This is a genomic window from Marinicella pacifica (genome assembly GCF_014636635.1).
Taxonomy (GTDB): domain Bacteria; phylum Pseudomonadota; class Gammaproteobacteria; order Xanthomonadales; family Marinicellaceae; genus Marinicella; species Marinicella pacifica.
In genome coordinates, this window is the sequence record NZ_BMEO01000002.1 from 208,013 (window position 1) to 226,744 (window position 18,732).

Genomic DNA, 18,732 nt, shown 5'->3' on the forward strand with positions numbered 1-18,732 from the left:
TCCTGTCTAAAACCCGATATGGTTTTACCGTATCGGGTTTTTTACTGACATCGACCGGTTAAATCATTACAATTAAGTTTTTATTGATGACCTGACACACATGCAGTTATACGATATAAAAGGCTTTACTTTGGTTTTAAATCGGGTGGTTTTTGTGAGTGCGGTGTTTGTGGCCGCCGATCAAAAAAGCAGTCAGTTTAACGTCAAAGTGACGGATGATTTACTGCAATTTAAGTTCCCCAACCATGCGGAAGCGGTTTTAGCGCGGGGGTTATTAACCAAAGCACTTAAGGAGGCGACCCTATGAACCTTGACTTAACCGGTAAAACAGCTCTGGTGGGCGGATCATCCCAGGGCATTGGGATTGCCGTAGCCAGGCAACTGGCGCGCCAGGGTGCACGGGTTATTTTAATGGCTCGCAGCGAAGATAAGCTGATTGCAGCTTGCCAACAATTGGCCTGTGACAATCAGCAAAAACACCTGTACTTAGTTGCCGATTTACAAACACCTCAACAGGCTGTATCTGATTTAAAGTCACTTTTGGGTGATCAGCCTGCCATCGATATTCTCATCAACAACAGTGGCGGACCACCACCCGGCCCCGCAAACCAGGCGACGGCTGATGATTATTTAAGCGCATTTAATCAACACCTTATCGCCAACCAACTGTTCTCCCAAGCACTGATTGGGCATATGCGCCGACAACAGTGGGGGCGGATCATTAATGTGATTTCAACGTCGGTGAAACAACCGATACCCAATTTAGGGGTATCCAACACCATCCGCGGCGCGGTGGCCAGTTGGGCCAAAACGCTGGCTACAGAACTGGGTCCTGATAACATCACGGTGAACAATGTCTTACCCGGTGCCACCAACACCCAACGGCTGACGGCTATTTTTGAAAATAAAGCCCAACAACAGGGCAAATCATTGGACGCTGTCATCGCCGCTGAACAGGACAGCATTCCTTTACGGCGTTTTGCGCAACCTGAAGAATTTGCCAACGTGGTGGGTTTTCTGGTTTCTGAAGCCGGCGCCTATGTGAATGGCATTAATTTACCGGTGGACGGCGGACGCACCGCTTGTTTATAAAATGTCGGTGATTTCTTTAAACAATTACATCAACGGCGAACTGTGCGCACCGGCCGGTCAACGCTTTTTAGACAATATTGAACCGGCCACCGGACAGGTTTACAGCCGTCTGCCGGACAGTGACCATCAAGATATTGAGCGGGCTGTTGATGCCGCCAAAAAGGCATTCCCCCAATGGTCATCATACCGGGCTGATGAACGCAGCCGTTGGCTGGAGCAATTGGCCGATGCGATTGCCGATAATCACGAAAGGCTGGCACAAGCCGAATCCAAAGACACCGGCAAACCCATAAAAATGGCACGCCAGGTGGATATTAACCGCGCCCGAGATAATCTGCGGTTTTTCGCCCATGCGGCCACCCAGTTCAGCAGTGAATCCCACGCCACCGATGCCCATACACTGAATTACACCTTGCGCCAACCCCTGGGTCCTGTGGCCTGTATCAGCCCCTGGAATTTACCGCTTTATTTACTCACATGGAAAATTGCACCGGCACTGGCCGCCGGCAATACAGTGGTGGCCAAACCTTCAGAAATCACGCCCTACACCGCTTATTTGTTGTCAGAACTGTGCGTTGATATGGGTTTTCCGCCCGGGGTTTTAAACATTGTACACGGCAGCGGCACCCGAACTGGCGCGGCTTTAACCACCCATAAGGACATCAAAGCCATCAGTTTTACCGGCGGAACCCAAACAGGCACCGCCATTCAGCGGGCGGTACTGGGTCAGCATAAAAAAATCTCACTGGAACTGGGCGGTAAAAACCCGTTTATTGTATTCGCCGATTGTGATTTTGAGCGTGCCGTGGAGACCGCCTGTCGCGCCGCGTTCACTAACCAGGGACAAATTTGTCTGTGCGGGTCTCGTATTTATGTGGAACGGGCCATTTATGATGATTTTTTGGCGGCCTTGACTGAAAAGATGCAACAATTAATCATTGGCGACCCCGGTGATTCCAAGGTTGACTTTGGCGCCCTGGTGTCTAAAGAACACATGAGCAAAGTACAATCGTATCTGAATTTTGCCCGGCGCGAAGGTGCTGAACTCATCAATTACGATGCGCAACTTGATTTACCACAACATTGTCTGCAAGGTTATTTCCTCAAGCCGACTTTAGTAACCGGTCTTGATAACCGTTGTCGCTTTAATCAGGAAGAAATTTTTGGACCGGTGGCGGCCCTACAACCGTTTTCTGCCGATGATGAAGTTATCCAACTGGCCAATGACAGTGCTTATGGACTGGCAGCCAGTGTCTGGACCCGGGATTTAAGCCGCGCCCACCGCTTGGCTGCAAACATTGAATCCGGTATTGTATGGATCAATGACTGGTTACTTCGGGATTTGCGAACCCCTTTTGGCGGTATGAAAGCGTCAGGTCTGGGTCGTGAGGGCGGCTTTGAAGCAATGCGGTTTTTTACCGAAACAAAAAATGTGTGTGTCCGTTATTAAAATGGTGCAACAGCAATTTTTCCCACAAAATTGCTGTTGCACCCACCTCTTTTTACTAAGTATCACGGCATGTGACATGAATATCGACTGTTGATGACGAGACTCATTAAACAAGCCTCAATTTATGTTATTGTGTTCAATGTCGAAACTTATTGATGCCACAAGCCCTTTATTTGTTAAATCAGCACGCAATAAGTATGAAACCGTCCCTGTGCTTATATTTTATAAGCAAGAAAGGGTATATTAGCAACCATTTTTTACTATTTTTTAACATGACCACCCTTTTTTCTTCACAAACGGCCCAATTAAGCACCCTTGAAGTGTCCAACGCCGATGCTCTGGCCGGTGATTTGTTTCACCGTTCATTTCATACCGACATTCCGGATTTTCCAAAACATTTTGTGTTTCTGGCCACAATTGCGCCGGGGATTTCATTAACGCTGGGTTATTTGCATTACACCCGCAAACAAAGCATTTACCTGTGTGGCGGTATGTGCGTCAACACCCGGGTTTTGCGTTATTTATCTAAAACGCAACGACAGGACATCAAACAGCAAGGTGGGGTGGCCATGATAATGGCCACTTCATCACTGCAACAACTGACAGGCCATGAAGCGGTTTTTGCCCATGTCGGTCACACCGGTTCCTATCGGATTTGCATGGCCAAAAATTTTATAGACACCCAGTACGATCATTTAATCGTTAACTGGCAGGAACCGGTGATTGATGAACGTAAACAAGAACTGATTGAACAGGCCAATCAGTACGTTCCGTTTTAGAGGCTTTTGGAGAATCTGTATGAAAAGTTTTGACTATGATTTAATTGTCATTGGCGGTGGCTCCGGCGGTGTTCGGGCAGCCCGCATCGCCGGTGGCTACGGCAAAAAAGTGGCCTTATGTGAAGCCGATCAACTCGGCGGCACCTGTGTGATTCGTGGCTGTGTTCCGAAAAAACTGATGGTCTATGCCGCCTCCTATCAGAAAATGTTTAAAGCGGCCAAAGCCTTTGGGTGGGATATCAATGCCGAATTTGATTTTAGGACATTGCAAAACAATAAAGACCGGGAAATCAAACGACTGAATACAATTTATCACGGTCTGATTGATAATGCCGGCGTTGATTTATTTCCACACCACGCTTCATTTATCGACCAACACACGATTAAAGCGGGTGATAAAACTTTCAGCGGCGAACACATTATTATCGCCACAGGCGGCACCCCGCATATGCCCGACATACCCGGGATTGAATATGTGATCAATTCAAACCAGGCTTTGGAATTAAAAGCACTCCCTCAATCAATGGTGATTTATGGCGGCGGCTATATAGCGGTGGAATTTGCCGGTATTTTTAATGCCCTGGGTGTGGCGGTTAAATTGGTTTACCGGGGACCTCAGTTGTTACGCGGGTTTGATGATCAAGTGGCACAGTTTGCGCAACAATCCTTTGTCGATTCAGGTATTCAAGTCATCACCCAAACCAGCATAAGTGCGGTTGAAAAAACAGCCAGGGAATACCAATGCATCACGGAAAACGGTGATACCATAGCTGCCGATTGTGTCTTTTTTGCCACGGGTCGAAAACCGAATTCGCAGGGCTTAAATTTAGATAAAATTGATGTCAAAACACAATCCGATGGCCGTATTCAGGTGGATAAGAAACAGGCCACAACGGTTGGTCATATTTATGCGGTGGGTGACGTATCCAATGCCGATCAATTGACGCCGGTGGCGATTAAAGAAGGTCATTTGCTGGTGGATCGGCTGTTTAAAGGCAGTCATCGATTGATGGAATACGACAACATTCCAAGTACGGTCTTTTCAATGCCGGAAATCGGTCGTTGCGGCCTTACCGAAGCCGAAGCCTGCGAACATTACAGTCAGGTCAAATGTTATACCAGTGAATTTCGTGCCATGAAATTCGCCATGAGCGAGGTACAGGAAAAAACCTTGATGAAAATCGTTGTTTGTGAAGATTCAGACCGGGTGCTCGGTATACATGTGGTCGGTGCCGATGCCGGCGAAATCATTCAGGGATTTGCGGTGGCCATGAAACAGGGACTGACCCGAAGCCAGCTGCAAAAAACCATCGGCATCCACCCCACCTCAGCCGAAGAACTGGTGACACTGTAAACCGTGTTCACAGCATGCCGGTTTCCAGTTTGGCTTCTTCCGACATCATGCTGTGATCCCAGGGCGGGTCAAACACAATCTGACAGTTAATTTTTTTGATTTCCGGAATCAGCTTCACTTTTTCACGGGCGTCGGCCACAATGACTTCACCCATGCCGCACCCCGGTGCGGTGAGGGTCATGTCAATATCCACCTGATAGCCTTCATCTGATTGGGTCAGTTCGCATTTATAAACCAGGCCCAATTCAACGATACTCACCGGAATCTCGGGGTCATACACATTGCCCAGCTGTGCCCAAACCGCCTCTTCCACATCTTTAAAGGTGGCGTTTTCCGGCAATTGGGGTTTCGGTAAGGGTTCACGCCCCAGGGCATCGGCATTATGACCTAAAATCATAAACATACTGCCATCAACGAACACCGTAAAACTACCGCCCAGGGCCTGGGTTATATAACCCACCACACCGGCCGGCAAATCAACGGTATCACCATTTGGCACGGAAATGGCTTCCACATCACGTTCAAGTTTAAAGGGTTCGCTGGTGAGACTGTACATGATTCTCAAGGTGAAAATTAAAAAACGCATCTTAGCACGCATTATTGGCGGCTGTGTTAATAATGGGGGCATAATTGATATGAATCAACTCCACGGCGATTTTCTTTTGATGACTGTCTCCATTTATCTTTGTGCTAAAATATTTTCATGCCTGTTGATAAGCTCAAAATGCCCATATCCATGTTACGTCACTGGGCACAAAAAACACCCGGTCGCATTTACTTAAGCCAACCCACAGCCGACGATGTCATCACCTATACCTGGTCTGAGGTTTATGACCAGGTGGCTCGTATGGCTCAGTATCTGAGCCAATACCCGGCGGGTAGCCACATGGCTATTTTTTCGTTAAACTGTGCCCATTGGCTGATGGCGGATTTGGCCATCCAAATGGCCGGTCATATCACCATTCCAATTTATCCAACAGCATCCAAAGAGACCATCAAAAAAATACTGTCGCATTCAGATGCTTCACTTTTAATGGTGGGGAAACTACCCGATGCGGACATCACATTAGATAAATTGCCTCACGATATAGCACAATTAAGCTTTTATCAAAAACATCCCGACAGACCTTTCTGGTCGGACATTGTCAACACCTACCAACCACTGAAACAAGCGGCTGCTGTCAAAGCCGATGACCTCATCAGTATTGTTTACACATCAGGTACCACCGGAGATCCTAAGGGTGTGATGGTGTCTTACCGGGCGGTGAATGCGGCCTTGGATCTAATTAAAAACATTATCGTGGTGACCCCGGATGATCGCTTTGTTTCCTATCTGCCGATGGCGCATGTGGCTGAACGGATGGCCATTGCTTTTGCCTCAGTTTTTTATGGTGCGCAAGTGTCTTTTATTCACTCATTGGACACTTTCACTGATCATGTAAAAATGGCCAGACCGACAATTTTTTTCGGGGTACCGCGCATCTGGAGCAACATAAAATATGCGGTGGAACAACAATCAGGTGGTTCAAAAGTTCTTAACACTTTGCTCTGTATTCCACTGCTCAACCGATTGCTGTCGAAGTTAATACGCAAACAATTGGGTTTTTCAGAGGTTCGATTTGCCTTATGCGCAGCAGCCGCCGTGGATAAAGAAGTGCTGTCATGGTACCGGCGATTGGGCTTAAAGCTCAATGAGGCATACGGTTTGTCTGAAACCTGCGGGCTCTCACATATGGTTAAACCCAATCAGGATTGTTTGGGCTATGTCGGTCAGGTTATTCCTGGGTGTGAATGTACACTCAGTGATGCGGGTGAAATATTATTACGCAATCCAGCACTGATGACCGGCTATTACAAACAGCCAGAATTAACCGCAAAAGTCATCGACAATGAGGGCTGGCTTCACACCGGCGACCTGGGGCAAATCAATGAAAAGGGCTTTTTGGCCGTTATCGGACGCACAAAAGATATTTTTAAAACCGCCAAAGGCCAATATATCGCACCGGCACCCATCGAAATGCTGTGCCAAAAGCACCTGAATGTAGATCATGTTATCGCGATGGGGTCGGGTTATCGGCAGCCTTTTTTACTGATATCTGTGGCTGAGAGTGTGCACCAAAATGACCTGAAGAACTTTCAAGAATTCTGTCGACAGCAACTGCCTGAAATCAACCGACAGTTAGAGCCTCATCAACGTATAAGTCATATTTTTATTTGTGCAGATGCTTGGACACCAGAATCCGGTTTGCTGACACCCACTTTAAAAATAAAACGTTCAACCATTGAACAGCACTATTTGCCTATCCTCACACATAAGAAAAAACAGGATGTTGTGATAATCTGAACCTTCCCTGTAATGGTGTGCTAAATTAAATATAATACAGGCCGCATTACATCTGAACTTATAAAACCTATACAGGTCAAAGTCGTTAAAAAAATCACGGGAAAACCATGGATCAAACAACCGAACATCTTAGCCAAGCTTTTCAACAAACCAGACAACACATCAGCACCCAAATTTTAGGCCAGCAAAAGCTGGTGGATCGCCTGTTAATGGCTTTACTTTCACACGGTCATTTACTGGTGGAAGGTGCACCCGGTTTGGCCAAAACCACCGCCATCAAAGTCTTATCTGAATGTATTGAGGGTGATTTTCACCGTATTCAGTTTACTCCGGATTTATTGCCGGCTGATTTAACCGGCACCGATGTGTATCACGCCGAAACCGCCAGTTTTGAATTCCAAAAAGGCCCGCTGTTTCACAACCTGGTGTTGGCCGATGAAGTGAACCGGGCGCCGGCAAAAGTCCAGTCGGCTTTGCTTGAAGCCATGGGTGAACAGCAAATTACCATCGGCAAAACCACCTATCAGTTACCGCGCTTATTTTTGGTCATGGCGACCCAGAATCCGATTGAACAGGAAGGCACTTACCCTTTACCCGAAGCACAGCTGGATCGATTTTTAATGCATGTCACCATTGATTATCCCGAAGCCTCCACAGAAATGGATATTCTTAAACTGGCACAACAGCAAAGTCGGCAGGAATATAGCCAAGCCACGCACAAACCCGAGCCATTATCACAGGACACAGTGTTTGCCGCCCAACAGGCGGTACTCAACATTTATGTGGCAGACAATCTGCAACAATACCTGGTGGCCCTCATTCTGGCCACCCGTGATGCCAACCCATATGATGCAAAGCTGGCTGAAAAAATTGCTTTTGGCGGCTCACCGCGTGCCACCATTGCACTTGACCGGTGCGCCCGTGCCCATGCCTTTTTACAAGGTCGTGACCACCTGTTACCCGAAGATATCCATGCGGTGATTCATGATGTGCTCAGGCACCGCATTATTCTGACTTTTGAAGCCGAAGCAGAAGGTTTAACGGTTGATCAGGTTGTTGATCAGTTATTACACAAGGTACCGCTGCCTTAAGACCATGACCACCCAGCAGACGGACACAAGCCATGTCAAAACCCGGGTGCTGGCCAAAACCCTGGTCAATACCCGGCGTCATGTGCGGCTTTTTAACTTGAGTGCCATCAAAAAAGCCACTTCGGCCATTTCCGGTTTACACGATTCTCGTTTTCGGGGGCGCGGCATGGATTATCTGGAATCCCGTGCCTATCAGGCCGGTGATGATATCCGCAATATGGACTGGCGGGTAACGGCCCGCACCGGCATCGCTCATACCAAATTATTTCAGGAAGAACGCGAACGTCCGATTTATCTGCTGGTTGACTGCAACCAAAGCATGCGCTTTGCCACCCGCGGCCAGTTTAAATCCGTACTGGCCGCCCAAATCGCTGCCACTCTGGGCTGGTCCGGGGTACATCAAGGCGATCGGGTGGGTGTGATGACTTTTGGCTCGGGCGGCATCGATATCCTTAAAGCCACCGCCGGTAAACGCGGCATGATGACCATGATTCAGCAACTCATCAAAGCCGATCAGGCCGAATCCGGTCAGGTGCCGTTGGATGAAGCCCTGAAACAACTGCGCAGTGTGTTGAGACCGGGCAGTCTGGTGATCGTCATCAGTGATTTTTTTGACATGGGTGCAGACAGCAAAAAACACCTGGTGCAACTGCGAAAACACAATGATGTTATGGCCGTTTATGTCAGTGATCCATTTGAGCAACACACACCACCGGCGGCTTTATACGGCGTTTACGGTGATCAAGGTAGCAGAATCATCAACACCAAAAACCGATCTGTCCGGACTCATCTTTCACAACAACACAACCGGCACCAACAAAAACTGGTCAGCCACATCATTCATGCCGGCGTGCCCATTTTATCCATGAGCACCGATCAGGATTGGGTGACACAACTCAAACAGGGTCTCAGCCGACCACAAAACGCCATACAACAATGGCTCAAGGACAGCGTATGAACCCCGAAAACGCCCAAAAACTGCCTTTACGTGATGTGCATTTACCCGCTGAACCGGGTTTTTGGCCACCGGCGCCTGGGTGGTGGATTTTGGCTGTGATGGTGTTGATTCTGCTAATTGGCTTCGGTTTTTGGTGGCGCCGACACCGTTACCGGCACAATAAATGGCAACGCATGCGTCTGTTGTTGCTGACCATCCGGCAAAACCACCAATCGCATGGTGATGATGTTCGCTTTGCCCGGGATTTATCGAATTTACTCAGACGCTTTACCCGATATGAACTACAGGACCCGGTCGCAGCCGGTTTATCCGGCCAATCCTGGATTCAGTTTCTAAACAGGGATTTGTCCGAACCAGTCTTTGAAGCCTTCAAAGAAACCCTCACCCGCGATCTTTACCGCCCGCAGGCTCAGATAGAAACAAAGGCTCTGTTTGAGGCCGTACACCAATTTCTGCAACAACATTGTTTAAAACCATCCCGGAGCGCCCATGATTGAAGTTTTGTGGCCCTGGGTTTTTGTCTTACTGCCTTTACCAATCATCATGGCCGTGTTGCCGCGTGTTAACAGCCGTCAAATCAGCACCATCCGTTTTCCTTTATTCAACCGCTTAACCGCAGAACAGCAAGCCAAAAGTGGCGCTCATAATCTGTTAAAAATCTCCGCATGGCTGATGTGGCTGGCCTTATTAACCGCCGCTGCCCGGCCCCAATGGATAGGTGAAGCGGTGGCTTTGCCGGTGGAAGGCCGGGATCTGATGTTGGCCATTGATTTATCCGGCAGTATGGAACAGCAGGACATGCAATTAAACGGACGCCCGGTAGATCGTTTAACCGCTTTAAAAAAAGTGGCCGGCGATTTTATTCAACGCCGTCAGGGTGATCGTTTGGGCTTAATTTTATTCGGTGAGCGGGCTTATTTACAGGCACCTTTTACCTTTGACATTCAAACAGTCAACCGTTTGTTACAAGAAGCGGCCATTGGTCTGGCCGGTAAGTCCACCGCCATTGGTGACGCCATCGGATTGGCGGTAAAAAAAATGCGTACCATGGATTCCGGTAACCGCGTGCTCATTTTATTAACAGACGGCGCCAACACAGCCGGTGTTATCACTCCTTTAAAAGCAGCACAATTAGCCAAAGCCGAAGATGTGAAAATTTATACCATTGGTTTTGGTGCGAAAGAAATGATTGTTAACAGCTTTTTTGGCGGGCAACGCCGCATCAATCCTTCTTCTGATTTGGACGAAGCGACCATGACCCGCATTGCTGAATTAACCGGTGGCCAGTACTTTCGGGCCACCAACACCCGTGAACTTGAAGCCATTTATGACCGACTCAATGAACTCGAGCCTTTAACCGAAGAAGACCGTTTTTATCGACCTACACGGGCGCTTTACTATTGGCCGCTGGCGATTTTTGCGGGGCTGTTATTATTGACGTTATGGATGCAAAGGCGTTGGTTATGAATGAAATTATTTGGTCAAATTTTCATTTTTTGCGCCCCCATGTATTGTGGCTGTTGATACCGGCTGTCTGGTTGCTGCTTCGCTGGCATCGGCAAAGCCATGCCCAAGACGGCTGGCAGCGGCATTGTGATCCTGATTTGTTGGCTGCCATGCAAATCAATACCGCCACAACCGCCAGCCGTTGGCGTCACTTGATGTGGCCGGTGGTTTTCATCAGTCTGCTCGCCCTGGCGGGTCCCGCTGTCAGACAAAAGGATGTTCCGGTGATCAAAAATAAAGCCGCCTTGATCATTGCTCTGGATGTTTCTCGCAGCATGTTGGCCGATGATTTAAAACCCAATCGGTTGACCCGGGCTAAATTCAAAATTCGTGACTTATTGGACCACCGAAAAGACGGCCTCACCGCACTGATTGCTTTTTCGGGCGATGCTTTTGTGGTCACACCGCTGACCGATGACACTGAAACCATCGTCAACTTGCTGGATGTGCTTGAACCGGGTATTATGCCCACCACCGGTACCAATACCGTTGCGGCTTTGGAAAAAAGCCGTGAACTACTGACCCAATCTGGCTTGTCAAAAGGCCAAATTTTATTGATCACCGATGACATCAAATTACACAAAACAGAAGACACCTTAAAAAGCCTTGCGAGTAAACACATGAAAACCCATGTACTGGCCGTGGGCACCGCCGAAGGCGCACCCATTCAAACAGATCGTGGCTTTGTCAAAGACTTGCGCGGTCAGGTGGTGATACCTAAAGTGAACTTTAACACCTTAAAACAAGCCGCCGCTGCCGGCAATGGCCGTTTCAGCGTACTCTCCAACCAACGCAATGACAAACAATTGTATGATCCGCCCACAGCCATTGATGGTGATCAATCCGGTGACGACAGCCGGGCCGGTCACAATCAATTTGTGGATGACGGCGTGTGGCTTTTGATTTTGATTGTCCCCATGACACTGCTGCTGTATCGGCGTGGATTGCTGCTGATTTTGGCGCTGGGCTTTTTTATGCAGCCACAAGTAAGCCATGCTTTTAAATGGCAGGATTTGTGGCTTAATAAGGATCAACAAGCCTATAAAGCCATACAAGACAATCCGTCTTTGGCCCAACAACTGGCCCAAAACCCGCGCCTCAAAGCCTCCGCCGCCTATCGCGCCGAAGATTATCTGCAAGCCGCCGAACAATGGCAAAACCTGCCTCAAACCGGGGCCGATGACCATTATAACCTCGGCAACGCCCTGGCCCAATCCGGTCAGTTAGAAGCGGCCTTGCAACACTATCAACAGGCCCTCGCTCTTAAACCTAATGACGAAGACACTCAGCACAATAAAGCCATTGTTGAAGAAGCACTAAAACAGCAAAAAAAACAAGCCGGTGAGCAATCAGACAGCAACCAGGATCAACAACAAAATGGCGATCAACAAAATAACCCTGAATCTGAACAGTCCTCTGATAGCAGTGAACAGCAAGACAACCAGGACAGTCAAAACCAGCAAAATCAGTCCTCTAACAAGCAAAACCCAGAAGAATCTCAGCAACAGCAACAACAGGCACAAAAAGATGCCGCCAAGGAAAATCAACAACACGCTGAACAATCTGAAAAACAGGACAGTGAAGAGCCTAACAAAGCATCTCAAGCGCTCAGCCCAGAAGAACAGCAACAACAAGCTGAGGACGCCGAACGACTGGCTCAGCAGGATGCCTTAAACGCTGAAGAACAACAGGCCATTGAACAGTGGCTGAGACGCATTCAGGATGACCCGGGTGGACTGATGCGACGTAAATTTCTTTACCAATACCACCGCCGAAATCCGGACGGCGATTCCTACGACAACCAGACCACTGAGGATTGGTGATTATGCCGTTAATTCGATTGTTTCAAGTCTTTATCCTATGTACCTTGTTTAGCGGCTGGCCTGCGGTTGTGAAAGCCGAAGTCAGCGCCAGCGTTGATCGCCATGAAATTACACTGGGCGAATCTGTTAACCTCACCATCACCAGTGACCAGGCAAGCCGTGCCAATCCTGATTTTGATATGTTGTCTGCGGTATTTGAGGTGGGAGAAAGCGGGCGCTCCATGTCCACAAAAATCATCAATGGCGCGGTTTCAAGCGAAACCCGCTGGACTGTGACCCTGGTACCCAAATCATTGGGCAGCCACATTATTCCGCCGCTCACCGTGGGCAATGAACAAACCCGGGCATTAAAAATCACGGTGAAAAAACCCGACCCCAATGCCACCGCCCGGGGTGATTTGTTTATCGAATGGTCCACCAACAAAGACAGCGCATTTGTGCAGGAAGAAATCATTTTAACGGTCAAATTATTTTATGCGGTGGGCTTGAGTAACGCCAGTCTCACAGACCCCAAAGCAACGGGGTTGATTGTTTACCCGATCAACAAAGCCATCCAGTACACCACCCGCAGAAATGGCAGCGATTATCAGGTACTGGAACGTAAATACGCTTTATTTGCCGAACAAAGCGGACAGCTTGATATTCCACCCATTGTGTTTCAGGGTGAAGTTATGGACAACCAAAGCCAAAACCAATGGGGTTTATTTCGCCAGGGCCGTCCGGTGCGCATTTCATCATCTATGCTGAGCCTTGAAATCAAACAAATTCCGGCCGCTTTTGTGCATAAACCCTGGTTACCGGCCACCACATTTAAAGTTGAACAAAACTGGCCGCAAAATCAGGTGTACCGCGTGGGTGAGCCCATCACCCGTCAAATTGACATCACCGCACAAGGGCTGGCAGAAACCCAATTACCGGATATAGAAGTCAAGGATGTGGTCGGCGCACGGCTCTACCAGGAAAAAAGCGACACCATCACCCGCAATAACGGCAACCACCTGGTTTCCTCAAAAACCATCACTCAGGCAGTTATCCCCAGTGAAGCGGGCTCTTTGCAGATTCCGGGATTTGATATAGAATGGTTTAACACTGAGACCGGTGAGGCCGAAACCACACGCCTACCGGCCATCACCTTAGACATCAAACCGGCCGCAGGCGGTCAGCAACAGACAACCCTGCCAAAAGCCGCCAATTTTGATGAACCGGAGAAAAACCCCAGTCAGGTGCCGGTAGCAGAAACTTCATCATCCATCCCGGAAAACCGTCATAAAGTGTGGTTTTACGGTACCCTTATATTTGGTGGCTTGTGGTTATTGACCCTGTTTTTATTTTTGATGAAATTAAAACGACCGGTGTCAAAACAGCCTCCAAGCCGACCGGAACCGCCCAAACCGCAGGTTTCCGTTAAACACATCAATAAACTCAGCCCTGCCGAGCAACAAAGGCTGTTGATTCATTGGTGGAATCAAAACCATGGCCAGCAAGTTACCCATTTAGGTCACATTCAACAGCAACTGGACAATCCCAAAGCGCTGAAAGCACTTCAACAGCTCCAGCATCAGTTGTACAACAACCAACATCCCGATACTGAAATTGACTGGTTACAACTGATTAAAAAAGATTATTTAAAACCCAAAACTTTAAGCCAAGAAACCGGCGAGACTTTACCGCAACTGTATGGTTAAATCTGGAAAGCGACTGAGCTGCTCGCAGCGTTGAGTCGGTTAGGCCAGATCAACAAAGTCATGCGGTTTTGATTGGTGCAGGCTCAGGTGAGTAAATTTAATTATCAAGTCTCTGAATTCAGGACAAATTTTGGCTATAATGACTGATTGAACGCCGACCGGCTTTTTTGGCTGATAATTTTTTTACAACTGCCTATTTTCACCTTGCTGCCACCTAAAATGAACAGAATAATGAGGGGATTTGTGTTATTTGTGTGGTGCCTAACGGCCACGGCGCAAACACCCCTGACAGATTGTCAAAACAGCTTAAAGCAGGGCGACTATGCACATGCCCGAACAATCTGTGAACGCAGCCTCCAAGCGGTCACAAAGGACAGTGACGAGGCTTTGGGCGTTTTGCTGAGTTTAATTGACATTTATCAGCACCTGCAAAACAAACCCCAACTCAAGCAAACCATTGAACAAGCCTTTCAACACCCGGCATTTGCATCAGACACCACCGCCCAATACGACTGGCACCGCAAAGTCGGTCAGAAATATTATTTTGATGCAGACTATGTAAAAGCCAAAGAGCACCTTAATCAAGCCTTCCAACTGGCTCTGGATAACAACAACCCGGAATGGCTCAGCAAAAGTCACAATGATATGGGACTGGTTGAGCTCAAATTAGGTGATTATAAAAGTGCTTTATCTCATTATCAGCAAAGCCTTAAACTGAAGCATCAATTTGGATCTGACTATCAGATAGCCAGAACGCTGAATAATTTAGGCCGCATTCATTTGTACCTTGAACAACCCGATAAAGCCGTCAGCTACTACGAATCTGCGCTCAATTATTATTTGAAATACGCTGAATCAAAAGATATTGATCACCGTGTTTTTATGGATATAGCTCACCTTTATGAAGATTTAACCAAAGCTTATAGTGCGGCCAACAATACCCAAAAAGCTCAATACTACGCACTGGCCATTTCTGAATCTCTGGGCACAAAAAATAACACGTCAGAACAGGTTCGGGCTTTAATCAACCTGGCACAATGGCACTTAGATAATGGCCATTTAGATGTCTTATATCAATTATTAACAACTGCCAAAGCCCTGATGGATCAAAATCAAACCAATCCGGAGTTGCTGACACAATGGTATTTGTTACAAGCCAAAATGCTTCATCAAAATCATCAAATTCCTGAGGCTTTGTCCGCCATTGAAAACGGACTTCTGATCAGTAATGATTTGAATGAAGACTCATTAAAGATTGATTTATTATACTTAAAAGCAGAATTATTAGAGGACCAAAGTCCTCGACAAGCCTTGCAGGCTTTTAAACAATATCAGCAGTTGAGATCACAATTTTTACAGCAAAAATATGACACTGACCTAAAAACTGTACAGCACCAGATTGAAACCCAAAAAATTCAACAACAACTTTTAAACCAAGAGTTGACTAACAGCCGGCAACAACAAAAATTACATCATTTGACCAACATGATATTAATCGCCGGTATGGTGTTAATTTCTATGGCCGCTTTCATGATTTTTTATCAGTACAAAAGGAAAAAAGAAAAGCAAGCATTGATACAATCCATTCGCTACCATAAGCATCAGTTACTCATGTTTCAAACCACACAGAAACCCGAGTTGACGGTATCAACTGAAAACCACAAAGAAGCTTTAAAAAAGGCTTTGGTCGAATCCTTAATTGATGCCACCATTATCTGGGAGAAAACAACCCAAACATCTCAGATTGAATTGGCCGAACAATCAAAAATCTGGACGGTGTCCATTGATAATGGCACGCTGCGCGCACGCTCACTGGAAAAATACCTGTCACTTGAAAAAATACCGGATAATCCCCGGTGGCGGAATGTGGTTCAAACCAACCACTTTATTTTGAGTCAGGACAATTTACAAAAACAGGACAGACAAATTTTAGAAAAGCATATTGAGTGCATCATGGATGAAGTGCGCGCTTTGTCACTGAAGAGTTAACAAGACGAACGGTTAAGCCTTCCGATTTCTGATGGGGTCACAGATTTTAATAAAGGCCTTTACAGACTATTTCCATAACGCTGCAAAGGCCCTTAATCTAAAGCAAAGGTCTCTTGGTATAAGATTTAGTCTTTGGTTGATAATTTGTGATCAATGACTTCAACACAATTAAATTGCAGGCCATCGGCATACTGATAAAGTTCATGATGATTCTGGCTTGCACTCACGCCATCGGTGAACGTATCCGGACCAGTAAATTGCGGAACCAGACCATTTGGATAAGTCATATAGTTAGACACCGCAAAAGCATCACATAAGTCAATAGCCACAAGCCTTGATTCTGTGGCGTGATCAAAAACGCCATGGGTTTTACGCCTGATTTTTGATTCACTATTATAATCGTGGCTTGAAAAATCATCCTGACCCTGCGATCGGTTGAGTTCTCTGATATGCGATTTACTCACCAATTTCGACATCTCTGATCTGGTCTGTCTTAACTGGCTGACCATTAATATATCTTGCTCCACAAGATCATAGCTGACAGCCACATGATAAGGGTTGGTGTCATAATCATCGCTGTAAACAAGTATTTCAGTCAAAAAATCATGCGCAAAAACATGGCCACTGAATAAGCAACATGCCATTAAAATAAGCTTTTTCATCTGTTATCTCCAGGTTATAAGGGCTTTCAAGCATACCGCTATTTTCGCCAGACCCAAAGAAATTCACTGGAACAAACTGGAACAAATGTATCAATTTAAGTTATTCAAATTAAAAGAAAAATTACAATAAAGACCTTAAAATGCTTATTCCAAAACACATGGATAAATGCACCAAAACCCATTTAATTAAAGCCATCTGTTGAATAAATACAGCCGACTTAAGACCAAAATGAAGCAACTGGCCATCGCAACCAATCGACACACCTCAAAAAGTTGATAAAAGCAGGCCATCTGACCTGTAACTACCCAAACATATAATCTGGCATGGCATGAGTGCTAAACACCCTAATTGCAAATGGGCTTTTTGAAACTGTGAACATTATCGCGCATAATACCCGTTCCAACCTGAACCCAAGCACCATGTCGAACATCCAAAATATTCAGCAAATGATTGAAAACGGACAGAGCCAGCGGGCTTTGGTCAAGCTTAAAAAAATGGCGGCTAAAAACAGTCAAAACCATGAAGTCCATCGATTACTTGGGGTTATCTATTTACAACAAAACACCTGGTCACTGGCAGAAAAACATTTGCAACATGCCCATCAATTAAAGCCGAATTTCGGACCGACTTTGCTCAATTTGGCCAGTTTATACAAGGCCCAAAAAAAATATTCACAAGCCCATCAATGCTACCAACAATTACTTAACCAGGGTGCGACCAATGCGCCGCTCTACTATAATTTGGCTAACTTATACCGAGATCAGAATGAAATATCACAGGCGGAATCTGCCTACTTAGCCTGTCTGAAATTACAGCCCAACCACCTCGGTGCGCTGGTGGCTTTCGGCTTTTTGATGAAAAATACAGGTCGCATTGATCAGGCCATTGACTATTTTCACCGGGCACTGGCCATCAACCCTTATCAACACGACATTTATTGGGCACTGGCTAACTTGAAACAGTACCGATTTAACGATCATGAACTGGCCACACTGAATCAAATGATTGCTCAGGCCGGTGACCGGGTACCACCGGAATTATTATTTGCCAAAGCCTATGCCCTGGAACATGCCGGTGAATATGATGCCGCTTTTGCACAACTTGAGCAAGCCAATCGACTCCGTTATCGACAATTGCAGAGAAAGCCCTTCGACTGGTCCGGCTTAACCCAAGCCATACAACGGGTTTTTAATCCTGAATTTATCAAAGCCCACACCGTCAATGTCCATTCGAACACCAAGCAGCCTGTATTTATCGTCAGTATGCCGCGATCAGGATCAACCCTGACCGAACAAATTCTGGCCTCACATTCGGCTGTTTACGGCGCCTCCGAACTGCCTTATTTTCCAAATATCATGGCCGTGCGGGGTCGTGAGAATAATAATAGCTACCCAGAATCGCTCGCCTCAATGAAAAAGGATGATTTTGCTGACATCGCTGATGAATATTTTAACGCGGTTGGTACAGATTTTAAGGAAACCATTTTTACCGATAAACAACCGCTTAATTTTAATTTTGTGGGCGCCATTTTAATGGCCATTCCCAATGCCAGAATTATTCATTGCACCCGCCGGGATTTAGCGGTGTTACTGAGTTGTTACAAACAATTATTTGCCCATGGTCATGAATACAGCTATGACATCGAAGAGCTGGTGGCGAATTATCAGCACCAAGTGAATATCATGGCCTACTGGAAAAACTGCTTTCCGGATAAAATTTACGCCCTAAGCTATGAAGATATGGTTCAGGACACCCGCTTGGAAATTGAACGGTTACTGTCCTTTTTAAAGCTTGACTGGCAAGACACTTGTTTGCAGTTTTATCACACCAAACGAAACATAAAAACCGCCAGTGCCGGTCAGGTGACGCAGAAAATATACGACACTTCTGTGCAGTTACACAAAAAATACCAAATTTCAATGGCAAAATTCGAAAATTTGTTAAAAAACAATTGAAGCACGCCCGATTCTGGATACAATAGGATTAACAATTATTAGA

Annotated in this window: 16 protein-coding genes; 14 read left to right on the forward strand and 2 right to left on the reverse strand. The window is 46.5% G+C overall.

The window, feature by feature from the left end:
- The first annotated feature begins 100 nt into the window (after positions 1–100).
- From IEV16_RS03005 to gorA, 5 genes are all read left to right on the forward strand, one after another.
- Positions 101–307 carry a hypothetical protein gene (locus IEV16_RS03005; RefSeq protein WP_188364190.1) on the forward strand — a complete coding sequence of 69 codons (207 nt, stop codon included), beginning with the start codon at positions 101–103 and terminating at the stop codon, positions 305–307.
- Positions 304–1,092, forward strand: a complete 789-nt coding sequence (locus tag IEV16_RS03010) for an SDR family oxidoreductase (RefSeq protein WP_188364191.1) — start codon at positions 304–306, stop codon at positions 1,090–1,092. Before IEV16_RS03005 ends, IEV16_RS03010 begins: the two co-directional genes overlap by 4 nt.
- Positions 1,046–2,542 (forward strand): aldehyde dehydrogenase, encoded by a 1,497-nt coding sequence (locus IEV16_RS03015; RefSeq protein ID WP_229728226.1) that lies wholly within the window; start codon positions 1,046–1,048, stop codon positions 2,540–2,542. Before IEV16_RS03010 ends, IEV16_RS03015 begins: the two co-directional genes overlap by 47 nt.
- Positions 2,543–2,814: 272 nt before the next feature.
- A complete protein-coding gene (locus IEV16_RS03020; RefSeq protein WP_188364192.1) occupies positions 2,815–3,321 on the forward strand; it encodes a hypothetical protein in 507 nt (168 codons plus the stop codon).
- A 19-nt stretch (positions 3,322–3,340) separates the two neighbouring features.
- Positions 3,341–4,675: a glutathione-disulfide reductase gene (gene gorA, locus IEV16_RS03025; RefSeq protein ID WP_188364193.1), complete on the forward strand. Its 1,335-nt coding sequence runs from the start codon at positions 3,341–3,343 to the stop codon at positions 4,673–4,675.
- A gap of 7 nt (positions 4,676–4,682) precedes the next feature.
- Here the strand turns inward: gorA and sufT are convergent, their stop codons facing one another.
- Positions 4,683–5,231: a putative Fe-S cluster assembly protein SufT gene (gene sufT / locus IEV16_RS03030; protein ID WP_188364194.1), complete on the reverse strand. Its 549-nt coding sequence runs from the start codon at positions 5,229–5,231 to the stop codon at positions 4,683–4,685.
- A gap of 147 nt (positions 5,232–5,378) precedes the next feature.
- Here sufT and IEV16_RS03035 point away from each other — a divergent pair, with 147 nt between their 5' ends.
- The 8 genes from IEV16_RS03035 to IEV16_RS03070 all read left to right on the forward strand — a co-directional run bounded on the left by IEV16_RS03035 (position 5,379) and on the right by IEV16_RS03070 (position 16,071).
- Positions 5,379–7,019 (forward strand): AMP-binding protein, encoded by a 1,641-nt coding sequence (locus IEV16_RS03035; protein WP_188364195.1) that lies wholly within the window; start codon positions 5,379–5,381, stop codon positions 7,017–7,019.
- Between the two features lie 107 nt (positions 7,020–7,126).
- Positions 7,127–8,110, forward strand: coding sequence for an AAA family ATPase (locus IEV16_RS03040; protein WP_188364196.1), 984 nt, complete (start codon positions 7,127–7,129; stop codon positions 8,108–8,110).
- A 4-nt stretch (positions 8,111–8,114) separates the two neighbouring features.
- Positions 8,115–9,068: a DUF58 domain-containing protein gene (locus IEV16_RS03045; RefSeq protein ID WP_188364197.1), complete on the forward strand. Its 954-nt coding sequence runs from the start codon at positions 8,115–8,117 to the stop codon at positions 9,066–9,068.
- On the forward strand, positions 9,065–9,565 hold the full coding sequence (locus IEV16_RS03050) for a DUF4381 domain-containing protein (protein WP_188364198.1): 501 nt from the start codon (positions 9,065–9,067) through the stop codon (positions 9,563–9,565). The genes IEV16_RS03045 and IEV16_RS03050 overlap by 4 nt, the downstream gene beginning before the upstream one ends.
- On the forward strand, positions 9,558–10,535 hold the full coding sequence (locus IEV16_RS03055; protein ID WP_188364199.1) for a vWA domain-containing protein: 978 nt from the start codon (positions 9,558–9,560) through the stop codon (positions 10,533–10,535). Before IEV16_RS03050 ends, IEV16_RS03055 begins: the two co-directional genes overlap by 8 nt.
- A complete protein-coding gene (locus IEV16_RS03060; protein ID WP_188364200.1) occupies positions 10,532–12,397 on the forward strand; it encodes a vWA domain-containing protein in 1,866 nt (621 codons plus the stop codon). The genes IEV16_RS03055 and IEV16_RS03060 overlap by 4 nt, the downstream gene beginning before the upstream one ends.
- Positions 12,398–12,399: 2 nt before the next feature.
- Entirely contained in the window at positions 12,400–14,082 is a 1,683-nt protein-coding gene (locus IEV16_RS03065; protein ID WP_188364201.1) for a BatD family protein, read from the forward strand.
- Between the two features lie 219 nt (positions 14,083–14,301).
- Entirely contained in the window at positions 14,302–16,071 is a 1,770-nt protein-coding gene (locus IEV16_RS03070) for a tetratricopeptide repeat protein (protein WP_188364202.1), read from the forward strand.
- Positions 16,072–16,196: 125 nt separating this feature from the next.
- Here IEV16_RS03070 and IEV16_RS03075 read toward each other — a convergent pair whose 3' ends face one another.
- A complete protein-coding gene (locus IEV16_RS03075; protein ID WP_188364203.1) occupies positions 16,197–16,733 on the reverse strand; it encodes a hypothetical protein in 537 nt (178 codons plus the stop codon).
- Positions 16,734–17,105: 372 nt separating this feature from the next.
- Here IEV16_RS03075 and IEV16_RS03080 point away from each other — a divergent pair, with 372 nt between their 5' ends.
- Positions 17,106–18,689: a tetratricopeptide repeat-containing sulfotransferase family protein gene (locus IEV16_RS03080; RefSeq protein ID WP_188364204.1), complete on the forward strand. Its 1,584-nt coding sequence runs from the start codon at positions 17,106–17,108 to the stop codon at positions 18,687–18,689.
- Positions 18,690–18,732: the final 43 nt, after the last annotated feature.

Excerpts from the sequence above, each read along its gene's own strand:
- IEV16_RS03005 (WP_188364190.1), top strand. The coding sequence starts at position 101 with ATGCAGTTATACGATATAAAAGGCTTTACTTTGGTTTTAAATCGGGTG.
- IEV16_RS03010 (WP_188364191.1), top strand. The coding sequence starts at position 304 with ATGAACCTTGACTTAACCGGTAAAACAGCTCTGGTGGGCGGATCATCC.
- IEV16_RS03015 (WP_229728226.1), top strand. The coding sequence starts at position 1,046 with ATGGCATTAATTTACCGGTGGACGGCGGACGCACCGCTTGTTTATAAA.
- IEV16_RS03020 (WP_188364192.1), top strand. The coding sequence starts at position 2,815 with ATGACCACCCTTTTTTCTTCACAAACGGCCCAATTAAGCACCCTTGAA.
- gorA (WP_188364193.1), top strand. The coding sequence starts at position 3,341 with ATGAAAAGTTTTGACTATGATTTAATTGTCATTGGCGGTGGCTCCGGC.
- sufT (WP_188364194.1), bottom strand. The coding sequence starts at position 5,231 with ATGTACAGTCTCACCAGCGAACCCTTTAAACTTGAACGTGATGTGGAA.
- IEV16_RS03035 (WP_188364195.1), top strand. The coding sequence starts at position 5,379 with ATGCCTGTTGATAAGCTCAAAATGCCCATATCCATGTTACGTCACTGG.
- IEV16_RS03040 (WP_188364196.1), top strand. The coding sequence starts at position 7,127 with ATGGATCAAACAACCGAACATCTTAGCCAAGCTTTTCAACAAACCAGA.
- IEV16_RS03045 (WP_188364197.1), top strand. The coding sequence starts at position 8,115 with ATGACCACCCAGCAGACGGACACAAGCCATGTCAAAACCCGGGTGCTG.
- IEV16_RS03050 (WP_188364198.1), top strand. The coding sequence starts at position 9,065 with ATGAACCCCGAAAACGCCCAAAAACTGCCTTTACGTGATGTGCATTTA.
- IEV16_RS03055 (WP_188364199.1), top strand. The coding sequence starts at position 9,558 with ATGATTGAAGTTTTGTGGCCCTGGGTTTTTGTCTTACTGCCTTTACCA.
- IEV16_RS03060 (WP_188364200.1), top strand. The coding sequence starts at position 10,532 with ATGAATGAAATTATTTGGTCAAATTTTCATTTTTTGCGCCCCCATGTA.
- IEV16_RS03065 (WP_188364201.1), top strand. The coding sequence starts at position 12,400 with ATGCCGTTAATTCGATTGTTTCAAGTCTTTATCCTATGTACCTTGTTT.
- IEV16_RS03070 (WP_188364202.1), top strand. The coding sequence starts at position 14,302 with ATGAACAGAATAATGAGGGGATTTGTGTTATTTGTGTGGTGCCTAACG.
- IEV16_RS03075 (WP_188364203.1), bottom strand. The coding sequence starts at position 16,733 with ATGAAAAAGCTTATTTTAATGGCATGTTGCTTATTCAGTGGCCATGTT.